The sequence below is a fragment of the Nocardioides sp. genome (genome assembly GCF_024509035.1).
Classification (GTDB): Bacteria; Actinomycetota; Actinomycetes; order Propionibacteriales; family Nocardioidaceae; genus Nocardioides.
This window is the reverse complement of sequence record NZ_JANINT010000446.1, coordinates 1-16,481: the sequence shown is the minus strand read 5'-3', so window position 1 is coordinate 16,481 and position 16,481 is coordinate 1. Positions and strand designations below refer to the sequence as shown.

General features: G+C 72.3%; 16 protein-coding genes. 7 read left to right on the top strand and 9 right to left on the bottom strand.

The window, feature by feature from the left end; all coding sequences use genetic code 11:
• A partial coding sequence (locus Q0L15_RS24350) for an NADP-dependent isocitrate dehydrogenase (RefSeq protein ID WP_296607441.1) occupies positions 1-1,339 on the bottom strand: 1,339 nt, incomplete at its 3' end.
• Between the two features lie 176 nt (positions 1,340-1,515).
• Here Q0L15_RS24350 and Q0L15_RS24345 point away from each other — a divergent pair.
• Positions 1,516-2,637, top strand: coding sequence for an MIP/aquaporin family protein (locus Q0L15_RS24345; RefSeq protein WP_296607440.1), 1,122 nt, complete (start codon positions 1,516-1,518; stop codon positions 2,635-2,637).
• A gap of 3 nt (positions 2,638-2,640) precedes the next feature.
• Here the strand turns inward: Q0L15_RS24345 and Q0L15_RS24340 are convergent, their stop codons facing one another.
• Positions 2,641-3,315: a uridine kinase gene (locus Q0L15_RS24340; RefSeq protein WP_296607439.1), complete on the bottom strand. Its 675-nt coding sequence runs from the start codon at positions 3,313-3,315 to the stop codon at positions 2,641-2,643.
• Positions 3,316-3,507: 192 nt separating this feature from the next.
• On the opposite strand from Q0L15_RS24340, the gene Q0L15_RS24335 reads away from it, so the two are divergent.
• Both Q0L15_RS24335 and Q0L15_RS24330 read left to right on the top strand, forming a co-directional pair.
• A complete protein-coding gene (locus tag Q0L15_RS24335) occupies positions 3,508-3,735 on the top strand; it encodes a hypothetical protein (RefSeq protein WP_296607438.1) in 228 nt (75 codons plus the stop codon).
• A gap of 248 nt (positions 3,736-3,983) precedes the next feature.
• A complete protein-coding gene (locus tag Q0L15_RS24330; protein ID WP_296607437.1) occupies positions 3,984-4,463 on the top strand; it encodes a hypothetical protein in 480 nt (159 codons plus the stop codon).
• Between the two features lie 265 nt (positions 4,464-4,728).
• Here Q0L15_RS24330 and Q0L15_RS24325 read toward each other — a convergent pair whose 3' ends face one another.
• Entirely contained in the window at positions 4,729-5,412 is a 684-nt protein-coding gene (locus tag Q0L15_RS24325) for a hypothetical protein (protein ID WP_296607436.1), read from the bottom strand.
• Positions 5,413-5,485: 73 nt separating this feature from the next.
• On the opposite strand from Q0L15_RS24325, the gene Q0L15_RS24320 reads away from it, so the two are divergent.
• Complete coding sequence (locus Q0L15_RS24320; protein WP_296607435.1) at positions 5,486-6,472, top strand: malate dehydrogenase; 987 nt, start codon at positions 5,486-5,488, stop codon at positions 6,470-6,472.
• Between the two features lie 30 nt (positions 6,473-6,502).
• On the opposite strand, the gene Q0L15_RS24315 is transcribed toward Q0L15_RS24320, so the two are convergent.
• The 6 genes from Q0L15_RS24315 to Q0L15_RS24290 form a co-directional block, all read right to left on the bottom strand.
• Complete coding sequence (locus tag Q0L15_RS24315; RefSeq protein WP_296607434.1) at positions 6,503-7,534, bottom strand: hypothetical protein; 1,032 nt, start codon at positions 7,532-7,534, stop codon at positions 6,503-6,505.
• 31 nt (positions 7,535-7,565) lie between these two features.
• Positions 7,566-7,898 (bottom strand): DUF3017 domain-containing protein, encoded by a 333-nt coding sequence (locus Q0L15_RS24310; RefSeq protein ID WP_296607433.1) that lies wholly within the window; start codon positions 7,896-7,898, stop codon positions 7,566-7,568.
• Positions 7,895-8,740 carry a bifunctional methylenetetrahydrofolate dehydrogenase/methenyltetrahydrofolate cyclohydrolase gene (locus tag Q0L15_RS24305; protein ID WP_296607432.1) on the bottom strand — a complete coding sequence of 282 codons (846 nt, stop codon included), beginning with the start codon at positions 8,738-8,740 and terminating at the stop codon, positions 7,895-7,897. Before Q0L15_RS24305 ends, Q0L15_RS24310 begins: the two co-directional genes overlap by 4 nt.
• A 22-nt stretch (positions 8,741-8,762) precedes the next feature.
• The gene (purH, locus tag Q0L15_RS24300; protein ID WP_296607431.1) at positions 8,763-10,343 is read right to left on the bottom strand and encodes a bifunctional phosphoribosylaminoimidazolecarboxamide formyltransferase/IMP cyclohydrolase; all 1,581 of its coding nucleotides are present in this window, start codon (positions 10,341-10,343) and stop codon (positions 8,763-8,765) included.
• Between the two features lie 106 nt (positions 10,344-10,449).
• Positions 10,450-11,082 (bottom strand): phosphoribosylglycinamide formyltransferase, encoded by a 633-nt coding sequence (gene purN, locus Q0L15_RS24295; RefSeq protein WP_296607430.1) that lies wholly within the window; start codon positions 11,080-11,082, stop codon positions 10,450-10,452.
• Complete coding sequence (locus Q0L15_RS24290; protein ID WP_296607429.1) at positions 11,079-12,359, bottom strand: DUF6350 family protein; 1,281 nt, start codon at positions 12,357-12,359, stop codon at positions 11,079-11,081. Before Q0L15_RS24290 ends, purN begins: the two co-directional genes overlap by 4 nt.
• Before the next feature lie 92 nt (positions 12,360-12,451).
• On the opposite strand from Q0L15_RS24290, the gene Q0L15_RS24285 reads away from it, so the two are divergent.
• The 3 genes from Q0L15_RS24285 (at position 12,452) to Q0L15_RS24275 (ending at position 16,265) form a co-directional block, all read left to right on the top strand.
• Entirely contained in the window at positions 12,452-14,281 is a 1,830-nt protein-coding gene (locus Q0L15_RS24285) for a hypothetical protein (RefSeq protein ID WP_296607428.1), read from the top strand.
• 123 nt (positions 14,282-14,404) lie between these two features.
• Entirely contained in the window at positions 14,405-14,917 is a 513-nt protein-coding gene (locus Q0L15_RS24280; protein ID WP_296607427.1) for a SigE family RNA polymerase sigma factor, read from the top strand.
• Positions 14,910-16,265 (top strand): hypothetical protein, encoded by a 1,356-nt coding sequence (locus Q0L15_RS24275; protein WP_296607426.1) that lies wholly within the window; start codon positions 14,910-14,912, stop codon positions 16,263-16,265. The genes Q0L15_RS24280 and Q0L15_RS24275 overlap by 8 nt, the downstream gene beginning before the upstream one ends.
• Positions 16,266-16,481: the final 216 nt, after the last annotated feature.

The following is a 16,481-nucleotide window of genomic DNA, read 5'->3' as shown; positions in this document are numbered from 1 at the left end:
CGCGCCAGATGTCGCCGGCCTCGACGTCGTGCTCGATGAGCACGCTGCCGGAGCCGTCGACGACGCGCACGGTGCCGGCGGCCGGGATCTCGAAGGTCTTGTCGTGGGAGCCGTACTCCTCGGCCGCCTGGGCCATCAGGCCGACGTTGGGCACCGAGCCCATCGTGGCCGGGTCGAAGGCGCCGTGCTCGCGGCAGTCGTCGATCACCGTCTGGTAGACGCCGGCGTAGGAGGAGTCGGGGATGACGGCGAGCGTGTCGTGCTCCTGGCCGTCGGCGCCCCACATGTGGCCCGAGGTGCGGATCATCGCGGGCATCGAGGCGTCGACGATCACGTCGGAGGGGACGTGCAGGTTGGTGATGCCCCGGTCGGAGTCGACCATCGCGAGCTCCGGGCCGTCGGCGAGGGCCTGCTCGAAGGCGGCCTTGATCTCGGCGCCGTTGGACAGCTTGTCCAGGCCGGCGAGGATGCCGCCGAGGCCGTCGTTGGCGCTCAGACCGGCGGCCGCGAGGTCCTCGCCGTACTTCGCGAAGACCGGCTCGAAGTAGGCCTTCACGACGTGGCCGAAGATGATCGGGTCGGAGACCTTCATCATCGTGGCCTTGAGGTGCACGCTGAACAGCACGCCCTCCTCCTTGGCGCGCGCGATGGCGTTGCGCAGGAAGCCGTGCAGGTGGGCCACCTGGAGGACGGTGGCGTCGACGACCTCGCCGGCCAGCACCGGCACCGACTCCTTGAGCACGGTGGTCGTGCCGTCGGCGGCCTCGAGCTCGATGCGCAGCGAGTCGTCGGCCGCGATGACGACGGACTTCTCGTTGCTCTTGAAGTCGTGCTCGCCCATCGTCGCGACGTTGGTCTTGGAGTCGGAGCTCCAGGCGCCCATGCGGTGGGGGTAGGCCTTGGCGTAGTTCTTCACCGACGCGGGAGCCCGCCGGTCGGAGTTGCCCTGGCGCAGGACCGGGTTGACCGCGGAGCCCTTGACCTTGTCGTAGCGCGCCCGGATCTCCTTGTCCTCCTCGGACTGCGGGTTCTCGGGGTAGGCCGGGATGTCGAAGCCCTGGTCCTGGAGCTCCTTGATCGCCGCCTTGAGCTGCGGCACCGACGCGGAGACGTTCGGCAGCTTGATGATGTTGGCCTCGGGCCGCTTGGCCAGGTCACCGAGCTCGGTGAGGGCATCGTCGGCGAGGTCGAACTGAGCCAGGATCCGACCCGCCAGCGAGATGTCGCGGGTCTCCACCTCCACACCGGCCTTCGCGGCGTACGCCTGGATGATCGGCAGGAACGAGTACGTCGCGAGCAGCGGCGCCTCGTCGGTGTGGGTGTAGATGATCGTGGCCATGCGCGACGACTCCTGAGCTCGAGGAAAGTTCCTTGACGTCAAGATACCTGACGGGTCCGACGACTCCACCTTCGCACCGGCTCCGAGAGCAGGTCTACCCGGGTCTCCGCGTGGGTAGAGTGCACTCGCCGCGTCCGCGGGGGACGCGCGCGATCCCGACAAGAGGGAGCAGGACCATGGCCGACTCCGTACCTCCCGCGGCCGAGGTGGCCGCCCAGCCCACGCTCCGCCAGCAGCTCTCGGCCGAGGTCATCGGCACGTTCGTGCTGGTGTTCTTCGGCTGCGGGTCGCTCGTGTACGCCGGGGCGGCCGACTTCTCGACCACCTTGGGCACCGTGGGTCTGACGTTCGGCCTGGCCGTGCTGGTGATGGCCTACGCGTTCGGCCGGATCAGCGGTGCCCACTTCAACCCGGCGGTCTCGGTGGGGGCCGCGGTCAGCGGCCGCCTGGCGTGGCGGCAGGTCGGGTTCTACGTGCTGGCCCAGCTGGCCGGTGCCATCCTCGGCGCGCTCGCGCTGTTCGTGCTGCTGCAGGGCTTCGAGGGGTTCGACGCCAAGGGCCACATGGGCCAGAACTCCTTCGGCGACCAGGGCAGCGGCTACGCCTGGTGGGCGGCCTTCCTGCTGGAGATGCTGCTCACCTGCGTGTTCGTGATGGTGATCCTCGCGGTCACCGACGAGCGCAACGAGCACCCCGCGCTGGCCCCGCTGACGATCGGGCTGACGCTCGCGGCGATCCACTTCGTCGCGATCCCTGCGACCGGTACGTCGGTCAACCCCGCGCGCTCGATCGGGCCGGCCCTGTTCGCCGGCCCCGACCCGATCATCCAGCTCTGGGTGTTCATCCCGGCCCCGCTGCTCGGCGCCGTGGCCGCCGGCCTGGCCTACCCGCTGCTGTTCGGGCGCTCGAGCGACCCGGTGCCCGGATCGGGCATGAGCCTGCGGTGGCCGCGGACCGCCCGGCAGGCGCCGGGCTACGCGGCGCCCGACCTCTACCAGCAGCAGTGGAACCAGGACACCCAGACGACCCAGACCACCCAGGCGGCCGCGCCGATCATCCAGGACGGCTGGCAGTGGGACCCGATCGGTCAGCAGTGGCACCCCGTCGGGCAGACGCCCGAGCAGTGGCGGGCCCAGCAGGCCGCTGAGGAGGAGGCCACCCGGGCACGCGCCGCGGAGCACCCCGCCACCGAGGCGGTGCCCGAGCAGCAGCACTGGCCCGAAGGCAACGCGCCTGAAGGCACCCGGCCCGAGAGCGAGCAGGGCGACGGCGGCACCCAGATCAGGCCGCCCAGCTAGCGCTCAGCGCGTCCGGACGGCCCAGACCGGCTGCAGCGGCTCGTCGTTGTGCACCACGATGTCGGCGTAGTCGAGTGGGCTCACCGTCGAGACGTAGAGCTGCTGCGCGGGGAGGTAGCGCTCGCGCCAGCGCCTCTGCACCTCGCTCGGCACACGGCGCTCGCGGCCCACGGCACGATCCACGAGACTCTCGATCGCTGTCGTCACGACGATGCGCAGCTCCCACCGGTCGATCAGCTCCGGACGCAGGAGGAACACGCCGTCGAAGAGCAGCACAGCGTCAGCGCGGGCGGTGATGCCAGGTGGAGACAGCGCCGCATCGGTGGCGTGGTCGTAGACCGTCTGTCGGATGTGCCGACCTCCGCCCGGGCCGAGCGGATCGAGCAGGACCCGATTCAACGCGTCGGTGTCGTGGGCGTCGAGGTAGCACCCCTCACCTGAATACTCGCCGCGCCGGTAACGCTGCGCCGTGGGCACGAGGAAGTCGTCGATCGTCGCCCGGATGACCTCGCGCCCGCGCTCGCGCAGGACGGCCCCCAGCTCGTCCGCCATCGTGGTCTTGCCGGCTGCGGGCGGCCCGTCGATGGCAACCCGGGTCGGATGGTCGACCGCGACGGACTCGACGACGTCGGCCAGTCGGTCGAGCATCTCCTCGCGGGAGGTCGCAGCCGGGAGCATCCGGCCACGGTAGTGGCGCACCGCCCCGAGCGCGCGCACTCATTGCCAGGTACTTGCATGTAACAGCCGACGGCCGTGGCGACAGGTACCGGATGTCACGTTCCGCGACCCTCGGAGGACCACATAAAGCGCCCGCTCGCTCTCCCCATCGTCTCGATCTTCGCCCTCGGTGCCCTCTCGGTCGCACCGGCTGTGGCCGACGAAGCGCCGGCTCCGACCGACCCCTATGCCCAGCAACAGGCCCAGTACGACCGGGCCAGCGCCAAGTACACCGAGCTCCAGGCGAAGTACCAGGAGCACAAGACCAAGAAGAACCAGAAGGCCAAGAAGGCGCAGGCCCAGCGCGTCGAGAAGGCCCAGGCGCGGCTGGACGACTGCCGTGCGGAGCCGACGGAGTCGCCGGAGCCGACTGAGGGCTGACCGCCGAGGCGCACCTGCGAACCTCTGCTCTGCGAGCCCCCGACGCTTCGGTGTCGGGGGCTCGCCGCCTCTCAGGCGAGTAGGGAGGCCTCGGGCTGTGGCAACCACCTCGCGTGGCAGTGCGTCCGATGAGTGTGGAGCGACTTTCAGCCGGCGCGGGGATGCTCGTCCTCTTCCTGGCGGCTGCCTCGTGCGGGAATGCCTCGCCCGATGCAACCGCGACCTCGACCCCCTCGGTGGCGCCGTCGGTGGCCACCGAGCCGTCGGCGCCATCGCCCGACGTCGAGCCGACGGCGGCCGCCCCGGCTGAGATGCCCTGCGACCCCAGCATCGGGTTCCCCGAACCGAAGGAAGGGTGTCCCGACCCCGCGCCCGAGACGGGTTGGCTGAGAGCCACCGCCCAGGGCCTGACCCTGGCCCCCTTCCGGACGCTCGGGAACGACGCGGAGGGTCAGGCGTACGCCCGCGAGCACGATCTCGAGTACCCGTTCCCTGGTGACTACTTCGATGTGCCCGACGGACCGAGCCGCCCCGTGGTGCTCACACCTCACACTGTGTGCAGCGGAGCGATACTCATCGAATACGCCGCTTCGAGCGACGCGAGCGGGTGGGACCACGCCGTGGAGTGCACCGACCTCGTCCGAGTTGCATCGCAACGGCGTGTGCCCGTGGCGATCTGGCGCGCTCACGGCCACGTCGTCCAAGCATCCGAGCTCTACCGCCCGTGAGGCGGATCTCGACCTGACGCAGGGGCTCGGGCCCCTCCCCCGTCGAACTAGCGCTCGCTCCTGCCGCTGAGCGTGCGCCCACCTGTGCGAGGTGCGGACATGTGGAATCGGAGGAGGGCCGAGCGGGAATTCCGAGCCCTGATGCGCGGCGTACCCCGTTCCAACGTCTTCTTCTCGAAGAGCCAGGCCGGCGCCGCCCTCTGGGGCTATGACGAGGACGAGCGGGCTGATCCCGCTCTGGAGATGAGCGCCACCGTGCCGGGCATCAGGACTCCGGCGCAGTGACCAGCCGGACGGTGCGGTAGCTGCCGGACACCTCGGAGGCCTGCACCAGCCCGACCCCGCGAGCGTAGGCCAGCTCGGCCACCGCTCCGGGCTGGAGGCGGCTCTGCTGCTCAACCATCACCAGGTCGTCGTACGAGCCTGCGGCCACGTCAGCCTCGCCGTCGAGAGCGGTCACCCGCGCGGTGTCCTCGACGACCCCGGCCGCGTACGCCGTGCGGTAGCCGTCGCCGATCCGTGGGCGGGCGAGCATCGCGACGCCGGCCTCGGCGCCGTCCTCCCCCGCTCGCCAGACGCCCTCGCGACCGAACCACCAGACGTTGCCCTCCTCGTCCTGGGCGAACCAGTCCGTCACCGTCCCGGAGGGCTCCGCGCTGACCCGGCTGGTCGTGGCGACGCCGGCGACCTCGGGCCCACGCTCCACCGTCACGGTGAGCCGATGGGGACCCTCGGCGTCGGTGACGGAGTAGACCCAGGTGTCACCGACCGGCAGCGGCAGCCACGGGTTGTCGACCTCCGCGACGAAGTCGCCGGGGTCGGGTGAGGGCGTGGGGATGGTCAGCTCGTCGACGCCGGCCGGCGGGCTGGGCGAGGACGCCGTACCGCAGCCTGCGAGCGCCGGCGCCACGGCCAGGACGGCCGCGAGGAGGAGGGCCCGCACGGTCATGGACCCCAGCATCGCAGGACGGGGCAGCGCTGCTAGCGTCGGGAGGAGGAACCCGTCGCGTGAAGGAGTCGTTGTGAGCTCTACCCCGTTGAAGGTGGCCGTCACCGGTGCCGCCGGTCAGATCGGCTACAGCCTGCTGTTCCGCCTCGCGAGCGGCTCGCTGCTCGGCGACCGCCCGATCGAGCTGCGCCTGCTGGAGATCACCCCGGCGCTGAAGGCGCTCGAGGGCGTCGTCATGGAGCTCGACGACTGCGCCTTCCCCCAGCTCGCCGGTGTCGAGATCGGCGACGACGCCGAGAAGATCTTCGACGGCGTCAACCTCGCCCTGCTCGTCGGCGCGCGTCCGCGCGGTCCGGGCATGGAGCGCGGTGACCTGCTCTCGGCCAACGGCGCGATCTTCACCGCCCAGGGCAAGGCGCTCAACAAGGTGGCCGCCGACGACGTCCGCATCGGCGTGACCGGCAACCCCGCCAACACCAACGCGCTCATCGCGATGACCAACGCCCCCGACATCCCGCAGGCGCGCTTCTCGGCCCTGACCCGTCTCGACCACAACCGGGCGATCTCGCAGCTGGCCGCCAAGACCGGCGCCGACGTCACCGACATCAAGAAGATGACGATCTGGGGCAACCACTCCGCCACGCAGTACCCCGACGTGTTCCACGCCGAGATCGGCGGCCGCAACGCCGCCGAGGTGGTCGGTGACCAGGAGTGGATCGAGAGCACCTTCATCCCGACCGTCGCCAAGCGCGGCGCCGCGATCATCGAGGCCCGGGGCTCGTCCTCCGCCGCGTCGGCCGCCTCCGCGACCATCGACGCCGCCCGCGACTGGCTGTTCGGCAGCGCCGAGGGCGACTGGGTGTCGATGGCGGTCGCCTCCGACGGCTCCTACGGCGTGCCGGAGGGCCTGATCTCCTCCTTCCCCGTCACCACCAAGGACGGCGACTGGGAGATCGTCCAGGGCCTGGAGATCGACGACTTCTCGCGCGGCAAGATCGACGCCTCCACCGCGGAGCTCGCCGACGAGCGCGAGGCCGTCAAGGAGCTCGGGCTCATCTGAGCAACCCACGCGCAACCGACTCGGCCGAGGTCATCCCAGCAGGGACCTGACCTCGGCCGAGTCGTAGAACGGGGCGAGCTGCGCGCGGATGATCCGCTCCAGCTCCCCCGACCCGCGCAGGGCGTCGACCACGGGCGGTGCCAGCCGCGCGACCTCCGCGACGACGTCGGCCCGGTCGAGCTCGAGCTCGTCGAGCAGCTCGGCCGGGCTGTAGCCGCCGAACCTCTCGAAGAACGCCCCCACCAGCGCGTCGACCAGCTGCTGCGCGGGCTCGGCGGAGACGGCCGTCATCGCCACGTCGTGCGCCGCGTCCGCGAGGCCGGCGAGCTGCTCGAGCGAGACGCTGCGGCTCAGCCCCGCGGCGGGCTCGCGGGCGACCAGGTCCCAGACCTGCAGCACGGCCTCGCGGGTCGTGGGGTCACGCACGGTCTCGAGGATGATCTTGTTGAGCCGGCGTACGGCGAACGTGCCGCCCTTGCCGACGGTGTCGCCGATCAGCCCCTCGAACTGCTTGTCGGCGGCGCCCATCATCTTCGACGCGGCGCTGGTGCCGAACGACATCAACGAGCCGAGGCCGGGCACCCGGTCGGTCACCGCCTTGTTGGCCTGGAGCACCTCGCCCACGATGCGGCCCATGAACCGGGAGGCCACCGTGCCGACCAGCGGGCTCGCGGTGAGCCGCTCGAGTCCGCCCTCCAGCGCCGGGCTCAGGCCGATCAGGTGGTCGAGCAGGGTCGCCACCTGCTCGCGGTCGGCCAGGTCGCCGAGCGGGAACGAGGTGGCGGGGCCGTCGTGGAGCACCTGGATCGCGAGCTCCACGAGCGCACCCGCCGCCGGGCTGCCGGGCACCTGGACGAGCAGACGCTCGATCACGTGAGCAACGTCCGCGCGGTCGACCAGCTCCTCGATCGGGTGCGGCTCGGAGGCCGTCAGCAGGTCCTCGGCGAACCGCGTCACGGACGCGGTGAGCTGCGGGCCGCTCAGGCGGGCGAGGTGGAAGGCCACCTGCGCGTCGAGGAGCCGGTCGGCCAGGGACCCTGCGTCAGAGGAGTCGGTGGTCACGGACCGACCGTACGCGAGGACTCGGGAGCGGCTACAGCGGCTGGTCGGGGATCGAGCCGGCCAGGACGATCAGCGCCACACCGACACCGGCGAGCAGGAAGCAGTCCCACCAGCGACGGCGTACGGCGAGCATGCCGGCGTCCCGGGCGGGCAGGACCGCCCGCACGACGGCGCCGAACAGCAGCGCGCCGGCGATCCAGCGGACCCCCTGGCGCCACGAGCCGGTGGCCACGATGCCGAACCCGATCGCGGTGACGGCGATGACCACGAGGTAGAACGCCCCGCCGATCGTCGAGGGGTAGCGCCGGCCGCCGTCCTCCGCCGAGACCGGCTCGAGGTCCTCGGGGGGCTCGATCTCGCTCACGCCAGCTGCTGCTCGGCGGCGACGACGATGTTGGTCAGCAGCATGGCGCGGGTCATCGGGCCGACGCCGCCGGGGTTCGGCGACACCCAGTCGGCGACCTCCCACACACCGGGGTCGACGTCGCCGGCGATCTTGCCGTCGACGCGGGAGACCCCGACGTCGAGCACGGCCGCACCCGGCTTGACCATGTCCGCGGTGATGATGCTCGGCACGCCCGCCGCGGCCACCACGATGTCGGCCTGGCGCACGTGGGCGGCCAGGTCGCGGGTGCCGGTGTGGCACAGCGTGACCGTGGCGTTCTCGCTGCGGCGGGTCAGCAACAGCCCGAGCGGTCGGCCCACCGTGATGCCCCGGCCGACCACGACCACGTCGGCACCGGCGATCTGGACACCGTGGCGCCGCAGCAGCTCGATGCAGCCGATCGGCGTGCACGGCAGGGGGCCGCTCTCACCGAGCACGAGCTTGCCGAGGTTGGTCGGGTGCAGGCCGTCGACGTCCTTGTCGGGGTGGACCCGCGAGAGCAGCGCGAACTCGTCGAGGCCCGTCGGCTGCTGGACGAGGAAGCCCGTGCAGGCCGGGTCGTCGTTGAGCGCGTCGACCGCCGCCTCCGCCTCGGCCTGGGTCGCCGTGGCCGGGAGGTCGATGCGGATCGAGCGGATGCCGATCTCGGCGCAGTCCTTGTGCTTGGCGCCGACGTACCAGTGCGAGCCCGGGTCGTCGCCCACCAGCACGGTCCCGAGGCCCGGCACGACACCGCGCTCGCGCAGTCGCGCCACGCGCTCGGTCAGCTCAGCCTTGATCGCCTTGAGGGTCGCGGTCCCGTCCAGCTTCTGTGCGGTCACGGAGTCATCCTGTCCTGTCTGATCAGTGCGCGAAGTGCCGGGTGCCGGTGAAGTACATCGTGACGCCCGCGGCCTTGGCGGCCTCGATGGTGAGCTCGTCGCGCACGGAGCCTCCGGGCTGGACGATCGCGGTGACGCCGGCGTCGATCAGGATCTGCGGGCCGTCCTCGAACGGGAAGAACGCGTCCGACGCGGCCACCGACCCGGCCGCCCGCTCCCCCGCCCGCGAGACCGCGAGCCGGCAGGAGTCGACGCGGTTGACCTGGCCCATCCCGATGCCGACCGAGGCACCGTCCTTGGCCAGCAGGATCGCGTTGGACTTGGCCGAGCGGCAGGCCTTCCACGCGAACGCGAGGTCGGCGAGCAGCTCCGGCGAGGCCGCCTCGCCGGAGGCGAGGGTCCACGTCGTGGGGTCGTCGCCGGTGGCGTCGACCTGGTCGCGCATCTGGGCGAGCACGCCGCCGCTGATGTGCCGCAGCTCGGTCGCGGGGCCCGCGACCGGGTCGGCGCAGCGCAGGATGCGGATGTTCTTCTTGCCCTGGAGGATCTCGACCGCACCCTCGTCGTACGACGGCGCCACGATGACCTCGGTGAACACCTCGGCCACCTGGCGGGCCATCTCGACCGACACCGGTCGGTTGACCGCGATCACGCCGCCGAACGCGGAGACCGGGTCGCACTCGTGCGCGCGCCGGTGGGCCTCGGCGACGTCGGCGCCGACGGCGATGCCGCACGGGTTGGCGTGCTTGATGATCGCCACCGCCGGCTCGTCGAAGTCGTACGCCGCCCGGCGGGCCGCGTCGGTGTCGACGTAGTTGTTGTAGGACATCTCCTTGCCGTGCAGCTGCTCGGCGCCGGCCAGCCCGCTGCTGCCCTCCGACGAGCTCGTGTAGAGGGCAGCCCCCTGGTGGGGGTTCTCGCCGTAGCGGAGGACCGCGGACTTGGTCCAGGTCTCCCCCGCGAACTCCGGCCAGCCGTCCTCGGCGGGCACGTACGTCGAGGCGAACCAGCCGGCGACCGCGACGTCGTAGGCCGCGGTGTGCCGGAACGCCTCGGCGGCCAGCGCCTTGCGCTGCTCGAGCGTGAAGCCGCCGGCGGCGACCGCCGCGAGCACGTCGGCGTAGCGCTCGGGCGAGGTCACGATCGCGACCGAGGGGTGGTTCTTGGCGGCCGCGCGGACCATCGAGGGGCCGCCGATGTCGATCTGCTCGACGCACTCGTCCGGCGTCGCGCCCGACGCGACGGTCTCGCGGAACGGGTAGAGGTTGGACACCACCAGGTCGAAGGGCGCGACGCCGAGGTCGGCGAGCTGCTGGACGTGGGTGTCGAGGCGGCGGTCGGCGAGGATGCCGGCGTGCACCTTGGGGTGCAGGGTCTTGACCCGTCCGTCGAGGCACTCGGGGAACCCGGTCAGCTCCTCGACCTTCGTCACCGGCAGACCGAGGCCCTCGATCAGCTTCGCCGAGCCGCCGGTCGAGACGAGCTCGACGCCGGCGTCGTGCAGGCCGCGGACCAGGTCCTCGAGGCCGGTCTTGTCGTAGACGGAGACGAGAGCGCGCCGGATGGCGACGCGGTGGTCGGGACCAGAGAACTGCTCAGACACGGACACTCCTGCTCGGAAGAGGGAGCACCCAGGCGGACGATGCTCCGTGCTTCACTCCCCGGTGGTCACCCACCTGCGCCAGTCGTGTGCGCCCAGCATAGAGCCGTCAGGCGTCGTCGCCGAACCGGGTCCGGCGGCCCTCGACGCTCCACCCCGTCCTGGCCATCCGGCCGACGGTGTCGACCAGCATCGCCCGCTCGGCGACCTTGATCCGCTCGTGCAGCGTCTCCACGTCGTCGCCGGGGAGCACCTCGACGACCCGCTGGGCGAGGATCGCGCCGGTGTCGACGCCGGCGTCGACGACGAACAGCGTGCACCCGGTGACCTTGACGCCGTACGCCAGCGCGTCGGCCGGTCCGTGCATGCCCGGGAACGACGGCGAGAGCGCCGGGTGGGTGTTGACGACCCGGCCGTCGAAGCGCGCCAGGAACTCCGCGCCCACGAGCTTCATGAAGCCCGCCAGCACGACGACGTCGGGCTCGTACGCCGCCACCGACTCGGCGAGCGCCTCGTCCCACGCCTCGCGGGTCGTGAAGTCCTTGACCCGGCGCACGAACGTCGGCACGCCCACCCGCTCGGCGCGCGCCAGCCCCTCGATCCCGTCACGGTCGGCGCCGACCGCCACCACCTGGGCGCCGTACGTCGGGTCCGCGGTGGCGTCGAGAAGTGCCTGCAGGTTGGTGCCCGACCCGGAGACGAGCACCACGAGGCGAGCAGGGCCGGCGGGACGAGGCGTCACGCGCTGGAGTCTAGGGAAGCCTCTCGGAGGGCCCGACGCTGCCACCAGGTCATCAGCAGCCCGCCGAGCAGGCCGCCGATGCCGAACGCGGTGATCGCGTGGACGAGCACGTCGAACGCGAACGGTCCCACGACGCGCATCCGGCCCGGCCCGACCGCGCCGCCCGCGACCGCGGCGAGCAGGCCGAGCAGCAGGCCTGCGAGCGCGCCGCCGACGCAGCCGCGCAGCGCGCCGTGGTCCCACCGCAGGGTCGGGAACCGCCGCTGCGAGCGGGCGACCGCGACCGCGGCGACCACGGGCGGCAGGGCGAGGAGGCACGCCGCCCAGGCCGGCGTCGGGCCGTTGTCGGGCAGGGCCGCGAGGAGCGGGAACATCGGCAGCGGGCCGAGCACCACCGACGTGGGCGAGACCAGCGTCTGCGCACCCACGGCGAAGCCGGGTCCGAGGAGGTAGGAGCCGGCGAAGACCGCGGCGTTGGGCACGAGGGTGGCCGTGAGCGCGGTGTAGACGGTGCCGTCGCCTGCGCCCAGGTGGAGCCGCGACATCACGTTGACCGCCGTACCGAAGTCGACGGCCAGCGCGACCGCGAAGACGACCGTCGAGACCACGAGGTAGGTGCCGAGGACCCGCAGGCACGCCGCCACCGCGGCGCGCACCGAGGCCGGCACGAAGGCCGCCCAGATCGCGGCCCGCCCGGAACCGACCGAGATCGCGGCGAGGCCGAACGTCACGCAGAGCAGCAGCGACCAGCCCACGACCCGGGCCAGCGACGGAGCGGTCTCGGCGGTGGCCGCGAGCCGGAACGTGACCACCGCGACAGCGAGGTAGCCGGCCGCGAAGGCGGCGGTCGCGTTGACGACCGTCCAGTCGCGCTCGCCGTCGGCGATGCGGTCGGCATCGGGGCCGTGGCCCGACACCGAGTCGCCGACGCGGTGGCCGAGGCGCCACACGGCCCAGGCCGCGAGCGAGGTCAGGCCGAGGGGGACGATGTTCACCGCGACGCCGTCGACACGGAGTCCGGAGCCGTGGGCCAGCAACCAACCGAGCGCCCCCACGCGCAGACCGTCGCGTGGGGTTCCGTGTGCGCCCGCGTCGGCGAGGAACCAGCCCACGACTCCGACGGCCAGACAGATCAGGAGGGTCGCCACGGCCGCGCTCGCCCCGCCCAGCGTGGCGACCAGCACCAACGGTCGGCGGTGCCGGGGGTCGGCACGCTGCGCCGACCCAGGGGCGGACCCGAGGCGGGTGGCGGTCGATCCGGTCAGCAACGAGGTCATGGCCCGACCATCATCACCCGCTCCTGCGGCGTCTTCGCGGCTCCCACGCCGGTTCGGCGGGGATGTCCCCCTCGGTTACCGTGGACGACGTCATGAGGGACCCCGACCAGTTCGACGAGTTCTACAAGGACGTCCGCACGCGACTGCTGCTGCTGACGTACTGCCTGACCGGCGACCTCCCAGCCGCGCGCGCCGCGGTCCGCGACTCCTTCGTGGTCACCTCCCACCACTGGCGCAAGGTCCAGCGTCTCGAGGACCCCGAGGCCTGGGTGCGGGTGCGCGCCTGTGCCCATGCCCAGCGGCGGCACACCGCCAAGCTCTGGCACCGGGAGAAGGGGCTCGACCCCGAGGTGAAGGCCACCCTGGACGCCCTCGGCAAGCTGCCGCTCGTCCAGCGCAAGACACTCCTGCTCACCGAGCTGACCACCGCCTCGATGGCCGAGATCGCCCGCGAGGTGGGCCTCCCCCGCGCCGACACCGAGCGCGAGCTGCAGTCCGCCACGTCCCAGCTCGCGCTGCTGCGCGAGGTGCCGACCACGAGCATCCGGACACTCTTCGACCCCGTCCGCGCCCACGTCGAGGACGGCCGCTGGCCCCGCGCGACGATCATCCGCCGCTCGGGCGCCGCGCGGCGGCGTACGCACACCGTGATCGGCGTCGCCGCGACCGTGGCGGCGCTGGTCGTCACCGGCACGCTGGTCACCGACACCGGTGGGGTACGCCCCACGCTTGCCGGCGAGCGCGTGGAGGCCCGGACCAAGCACAAGCCGAGCGCGCCGCCGACCCCGGAGCCGATCGACGTGCCCGAGGAGACCCTGCTCACCGCCGAGCAGGTCGGGGCCCGGGTGCCGGGCCCGTCCTGGTCGATCACCCGCACCGACGACAACAGCTCGGGCGACGGTCTCGTGATGCCCTGCCAGGACGAGCGGTACGCCGATGGCAAGGGCACCGCCGCACTCGTGCGCACCTTCTCCTCGCGTGGCGCCAAGCCCGCCGAGGCCATGCAGGCCACCCAGGCCTCGGTCTCCGAGCGCGCGGCCGGGCGCGGCTACCGCACCGCCCTGGCGTGGTTCGCCGGGTGCGGCGACGACCGCGCCCAGCTCCTCGAGACGCGGGAGGCCGCCGGCATCGGCGACGAGGCGATGCTGGTCGTGCTGCGCACCTGGGACGACCCGGCCTCGACGGTCGTCGCCGGGGTGGCCCGCACCGGGCAGCTCACCACCACCGTGGTCACGCGGACCCCGGCCGGTCGCAAGCCGTCGCTGGCGACGTCCGCGTCGTTGCTCGCAGACGCCGTCACCGGCCTGTGCGGACGACCCGGCGCCGGCACGTGCACGACCGTGCCCCGGTTGAAGGAGGTCGCCCCCGTGCCGGTGGCGACCATGCCGGGCATGCTGGCCGAGGTCGACCTGCCCCCGGTCGGCGACGTACGCCGCCCCTGGGTCGGCACCGAGCCGCGCCAGGCGCGCGACAACGCCGCGGCGACCGGCTGCGACAAGACCGCCTTCGACCAGGCGCCGATGACCAACGGCGCCACCCGCACGTTCCTGATCCCCGGCGCCAGGCTGCGCGACGAGTTCGGCCTCACCGAGACCGTGGGTTCCCTGCCCGAGCGACGCGCGGCCGCGTTCGTCGACGGTGTCCGCGACCGGCTCGAGCGCTGCTCGAAGAAGCAGTTCGGCACCGAGGTCGACCGGATCAGCCACCTCGACGCCAAGCATCGCGACCTGACCGTCTGGCGGGTGACGACGGAGATCACCGACAAGCGCTCGGTGAGCTTCCTCATGGGCATCGTGCGGCTGCGCACCTCGCTCGCCCAGGTCGGATTCGTCTCGGACCCGCCGGCGGAGATGACGAGCAAGGACTTCACCGCCCTGGTCGAGCGCGCCCTGGAGCGGCTCGACGCCATGCCCCGGCCGTGACCGACCCCTGATCGGGCAGCCTGAGCAGAATTCCGCGGTCGGCGTGCAACCGTGGTGCCCCTCGAGGCGTATCCCCATCGACTCGGCACCACGCCGAGCCGCACACAGACGGGAACAGGGTCGATGGACGAACGCGAGTTCGACGAGTTCTACAGCGCGTCGTTCCAGCGGATCACCGGCCAGGTCTACGCGATGATCGGCAACCGGGACGAGGCGCAGGAGTGCGTCCAGGAGGCGTTCGCGCGGGCCTGGGCCCACCGCCGCAAGCTGGACCGCGCCGAGCACCCCGAGGCATGGGTGCGCACCACGGCGTACCGCTTGGCGGTGAGTCGCTGGCGACGTACGACGCGGGGCCGCCGTCCGATCGACCGGGCGCTCGGCGCGCCGCTCGAGACGGCCGCGCCGTCCGAGAACCACGTCGCGCTGGTCGAGGCGCTCAAGCAGCTGCCCGAGGCGCAGCGCCAGGCCCTGGTCCTCCACCACATCGCCGACCTCTCCGTCCACGACGTCGCCCGTGAGGTCGGCGTCCCCGAGGGCACCATCAAGGCCCGGCTCAGCCGCGGCCGTGCGGCGCTCGCCGCGATGCTCGCCGACGACAGACCCGGCGGTCTCCAGGAAGGAGCGAGCCATGCGTGACCCGATCGAGGAGCTCGAGAACTTCACCGTCCCAGGAACTCCCATGACTCCCCTCCCCGCCGCCGAGGTTCGCCGACGCGGCAACCGCATCCGCCGCCGCAACAACGCGCTGGCCGGCGCTGCCGCGGTCGCGGTCGTCGCTGCGATCGTCGCTCCGCTCGCCATGCTCGCCGACCGTGGCGAGGACCGGACGATCGACCCGGCGCCCCAGACCGAGTGGGTGCAGCAGATCCCCGACGGCTTCCCGCTCGCCAACGGCATGTACGGCGAGCCGTCGGTCACGACGCGCTCCGGGATCGACGACATCGAGCTGTGCGGGACCACGGTGTGGTCGCCGACCGACCCGGTCAGCACGGTCGACCTCGCCGGGGCCCGCTACGAGGAGAACGAGGCCTACCAGGGCCGCACCCTCGCGCTGTACTCCGACGACGACGCCGCTGCCCAGGCGCTCCAGGCGATCCGCTCGGGCGTCGAGGGCTGCGGTCGCGACGAGCAGAGCGCGGGGCTGCCGCTGGTCAACGAGCGGGTCACCGCCGACCTCGGCGCCGACTCCTTCTCGTTCATCCAGCGCGCCGACGAGGGCGGTGGCCTGCTCGACCAGCTCACGACCTGGGAGGTGGTCCGCTCGGGCAACGCACTGCTCCTGGACAGCTCCTACGGATCCGCTGGCGACGACAGCGCGGTCAACCAGGCGGTCAGCATGCTCGCCAACCGCTCGGCCGTCGTCCGCGGCCAGCTCTGCGTGTTCTCCGCCGACCCGTGCACGCGACCGCCGAGGATCCCTGAGGAGTCCCGGGACCCCGACCCGGGCATGGGTGAGGGCGCGATCAGCGCCATCCCCTCGGGGCTCCAGCTCGGCCGCGGCCTGTCCTCGCCCGAGGGCGACCCGGTGGACGGACCGTCCGCGACCTCCGAGGGCGTCCCCGCCCTTGAGCTCTGCGGCGCAGCGGTCTGGCCGGTCACCGGCGTGGAGCGGTTGGCGGTCACCGTCAGCGGCCCGGAGTACCGGGAGAACCGCGAGCTCGTCACGTTCTCCCGCAGCGCGGACCTGACCGCGGCGCTCGACGCCATCCGCTCCTCCGCCGTGGAGTCGTGCGCCCCCGAGGGGCGGCAGCTCGCGACGTACGACGAGCAGGTCGGCGACGACACGGTGACGTTCGCGATGGGCTACACCGACGGCTTGGGGCTCGACATCTACCAGTTCGTCCAGGTCGGCCGCTCGCTCCTCGCCAGCCACCGCATGTCCGAGGGCCTCCTCGACAGCGCCGACGAGAGCGTCCGCAACGTCACCAAGGCCAACCAGGATCTCGTCCCCGACCTCTGCCCGTTCACCGAGCGCGGCTGCTAGCCGGTGGTCGAGCCGACCACCGTTGGTCGAGCTCGTCGAGACCCCCGCAGCCTCGGCAGGGCGCTGACTGTACGTCGGCCTGCGGGTCGGCTCGGGTCGTCGTGAGATTTTACTTTCGAGGTTGCCAGATCCCTGTGGATACAGCGTTCTGAGCCCTTCGAGTGTCGGTGCCCTCTGCTGGGATGGGTACATGGCAGCCACCCCGCTCGAGCACCC